General features: G+C 35.2%; 3 protein-coding genes, 1 tRNA gene and 1 pseudogene. 3 read left to right on the top strand and 2 right to left on the bottom strand.

What is annotated here, in order from left to right; all coding sequences use genetic code 11:
* Positions 1-200 precede the first annotated feature (200 nt).
* Complete coding sequence (locus FC65_RS09290; RefSeq protein ID WP_056972459.1) at positions 201-653, top strand: hypothetical protein; 453 nt, start codon at positions 201-203, stop codon at positions 651-653.
* Between the two features lie 49 nt (positions 654-702).
* Here the strand turns inward: FC65_RS09290 and FC65_RS09285 are convergent, their stop codons facing one another.
* Positions 703-1,539 (bottom strand): hypothetical protein, encoded by an 837-nt coding sequence (locus tag FC65_RS09285; RefSeq protein ID WP_056972458.1) that lies wholly within the window; start codon positions 1,537-1,539, stop codon positions 703-705.
* A 334-nt stretch (positions 1,540-1,873) separates the two neighbouring features.
* Here FC65_RS09285 and FC65_RS09280 point away from each other — a divergent pair.
* Positions 1,874-2,949, top strand: a pseudogene (locus tag FC65_RS09280) (IS30 family transposase); the annotation flags it as partial.
* Positions 2,950-3,388: 439 nt separating this feature from the next.
* Positions 3,389-3,476: transfer RNA gene (locus tag FC65_RS09275), tRNA-Ser, on the top strand.
* A 157-nt stretch (positions 3,477-3,633) separates the two neighbouring features.
* On the opposite strand, the gene FC65_RS11885 is transcribed toward FC65_RS09275, so the two are convergent.
* Positions 3,634-3,786 (bottom strand): hypothetical protein, encoded by a 153-nt coding sequence (locus FC65_RS11885; protein WP_154022015.1) that lies wholly within the window; start codon positions 3,784-3,786, stop codon positions 3,634-3,636.
* Between the last annotated feature and the right edge of the window lie 135 nt (positions 3,787-3,921).

Below are 3,921 nucleotides of genomic sequence, written 5' to 3'. Positions count from 1 at the left end.
ATTTAAGACAAAAAGTATGAATAATTCAGGCTTTTATTATATATATAAATATCAACTTTTAAGCAAACAATTTTTTCTAGAATAAAAAGTATAACTACCGTCACTCACAATGGATACACTTACAAAAAGTAATTTTTATTTGAATTATTCGTACAAGATTGATACTATGTACTTCAGCATAATTGAGAGAGGTTTTTGATATGGCAGTATATCAACTTAACGCAAACAATTTTCTGGGTGTTGATAGAAATAATAATTATTTATATGTTTTAAAAATCAAACTTCCCAAGTTTGTCGACATCAAAGAAAATTTTATAGGTGAGCACGGATATAATTACATTAATTATGAAGATCCAGAATCACTTGATATTAAGTTCCATGAAGGAAAATTTACACGTTTTAAGTTATGGATCGATTTTCCTAAAATTGATCAACAAGCACAAAAAAGTTTTTCGATCAACCTGATGTTTCATCCAGAATTAATGCAGATTCAAAAATACGCATTCCATGATGATGAACGTTTTTATGTTGATACGAAACCACAAAAAAGTGATGTTTCACTAGATGAATTAGAAGAAAATTTTGAACATTTTCATTTAATTAATTTATTTTTTAATTCTCAATTCGAACGAGTTGGAGTAAGAAACCAATAAAAAAATGTCTAGTTTTAGGACTAACTTAAAGTCCTGAAACTAGACATTTTTATTTCCGCCTTCTACCTCTATTATTATTTTCGATTTTGTATTTCCGACTATCTTGGATCTCTCCATAAATAGTAAATATCAGTATTATCAAAAAAACAGCCGCAAAATATAAAAAAGAATTTAAAGTGAAGTGCGAATCATCTTTTAATATAGTTGATGAAGGTGGTGCATATGCAGTTGATCCGTTAGTAAAGTCAACAATATCAGTGTTTGAATTTTCATTCGAATTTTTTTCAGTTTTTGAATTATTGCCATAATTTCCGGCGACTAAAATCTGTGCTTTATTGTATGTGTTAGTTACCCTTCTAACTTCATTATTTTGAGAATCTAATGAATTTTTGTTGGTTTTTGAACCCGAAGTAAACGAACTAGATCGCAAATTTTGACCATTCTTGTTAGATTGAACTGGAAGATCTCTGACTGAATCAGCACTTGAACTTGGACCATTCCCCGAATCAGACTCAGTCGCAGGTGCTTTATTTTCATCAAACGAAGCACTTGTATTTGAATTACTTGCAGATGAAGATGACGCAGACGAACTTGTTTCTGAACTAGAACTATTGCTGGAACCGGACTCAGATTCACTTGATGAGGATGAACTAGATGGTTGATCAGAGCCTGTATCTGAACTCGAACTAGATGAAGTCGAGCTTGACTTAGAAGTACTTTGGTCAGAGCTAGTACCAACTTCATCACTTACAGAAGTTGTTTCAAATGGTACCGAAATCTGACTATCGTCATCCCTTTTAGATTGAGAATTTTTTATTTTTGAAGACTCCTGACTAATAGCATAATTGGCATTGCTGCTAGCAGCCGTTATGCTTGGTTCAAACATCCTCAAGAAAACAAGCAATACCAAGCAACTCATATACAAAAAAACTTTATGGGGGCTGGTCTATGTTTAACCAAAGCTTCACTTCCTAATGTATTTATAACTATGACAGTGTTATATAATTAACGTATGGTACATACTAGCATATTTTATATTTTTTCTAAAGCTAATAAACATGTTTAGATAATCGTAAGGGAATTATTTAGTTAATTTAGGTTGGGAAATTTTAAAATGAAGTTAGCCAGTTAAAAAAATTAACACAAAAAACGCCATAGTGGCGAAATATCGTTTATCATATTAGTTACCACACCAAACATGAGAGGACGATATCCACACTATGACGCAAATTGAGAATACCACAAATCACATTCAAGGGAAACACCTAACTAAAGAAAATCGAGTATCAATTGAAGATTGGACCCGTTTTAACTCCAAAGGGCCGCATGATTTAGTTCATGTTCTTTCGAATCGACAAATCGCGAAGCTCTTAAATACCTCGCCTCAAACTATTAATAATGAACTGAAAAGAGGTACTATTAGGCAGATCCGTCGACAAAAACAAGGTGATAAAACGTACGAGTACGAATATTTCGAATATTCAGCGCAGGCTGGTGAAGCCGTCTACCAACGTAATCACCAATCCTCTGGCCGTCATTCACTAGCTGATCAAGAAGCATGCCAAGCTTTTATCAGATTTGCTGATCAACACTTGCTAGCCCGCTATGCTTGGTCACCTGATCAGGTTGTCATGGCTGCTCACCAGGATGCCAAGCTTAGTCAAGCTACAATTCCATGTACTACAACACTCTACAACTGGATCGACCAACAAAAATTGAAAGCCAGAAACATTGATTTGGCCGAAAAAGTCAGTCGTAAGGCGAAAAAAGCCCGGTCTAAAACTAATGAGAAGGTTTTAGGTCGTTCAATTGAAGAACGTCCAATTGAAGTTGATAATCGTCAAGAATTCGGACATTGGGAAATCGATAGTGTTGTTGGCCAACGTGAGGCTGGCGATTTAAATCTGCTGACATTAACGGAACGAAAAACCAGATATGAAGAAGTTATTCTAGTTCAAGGTAAAGAAAACTGTTACGTTAATCAAGTTCTTGTATCGCTTAAACAAGAACTAGGTTTAAAGTTTGAGAAGATTTTTAAGACGATTACTGCTGATAATGGTTCTGAGTTTAGTGAGTTAACTCAGGTCGTCCCCGACCGTGAAAATGGAGGTATCTATTACGCTCATCCATATGCTTCATACGAACGTGGAAGTAATGAACGCAACAATAAGATCCTCCGCGGAATATATTCCAAGGGAAAACCAATCGTGGCACAACCGGCTAAAACAGCTCGTGAAACAAGTGACTGGATGAATAACACACCACGGCGTTCACTGAGAACTCAGACGCCACGGATNCAAAAGATTTTTCAGGCCGGTTAAGCGCGAAAAATGGGCGCGAACGGTGGGTAGGGAGAAAGGCCTTCGCCTCCCGGCTCAAGCCTTTCTCCCTACCCACCGAACTGTACTAAGCTACTAATGTGATAAATAATATGTGAGAGTGGCTAACTTAGACTTGAAATTTCCAAGTTAATTTAGGCTGGAAAATTAACTATTTGAAAAAAATCTAAATTTTTCCTTACGTCTTGAGTTGACTACTACCAAAATTTAACTTATTATAAGATTAAACATAAGGTCACGCGCCTGAAGATTTATCTTCATTGCTGCTTCGGTAGTGCACATAACAAATTAAACTCATCCTTGCTGGAAGGATGGGCTTTTTAAATGTTCATATACTAGTTATATTAAATTTATATTGTCATCATGCTTAATGTTTGCTATAATTATTCTTGTTGTGGAGAGTTGGCAGAGTGGTAATGCACCGGACTCGAAATCCGGCGAACCGGCTAATACCGGCGCGCAGGTTCAAATCCTGTACTCTCCTTATTATATAGTCTTAAATAAATGCCAAAAGCCTTGGAATACCCATTCTAAATGGCTTTTTATTTTTTTTATTGGAGGTGAATAAAGGCAAAAAACGGAGGTCGTGTGCACATTATGTGCAAAAAAATAAGCCTCCGATTACTTTGGGGCTGTGAATCTTATTCAGTTGCCAATCTACGCATTACATTCATCATTGTCTTATTTTTCAAAAAGCTTTCCTCGGTCTGTGCCCAAATAGAAGCTTTGCTTTCATTATCAACATCAATAGGCTTGATTTTTAAGTTACTGTTAAAAACGATTTTTTCCTCCATGTTTAAACACCCTTTCAATCTTTAAATAAGAATACAACTAGTTTAACAAATCGTCAAACATTTCTTATAGCTTTAAAGATTTCGTTCATTTTCTTAAAATCAACTTTAATCCTGAATTATTCATACTTTTCGTTG

The sequence above is a fragment of the Ligilactobacillus acidipiscis DSM 15836 genome, from assembly GCF_001435755.1.
Classification (GTDB): Bacteria; Bacillota; Bacilli; order Lactobacillales; family Lactobacillaceae; genus Ligilactobacillus; species Ligilactobacillus acidipiscis.
Note: the sequence above shows the minus strand (reverse complement) of the source record. Positions and strands in the feature narration are given on the sequence as shown.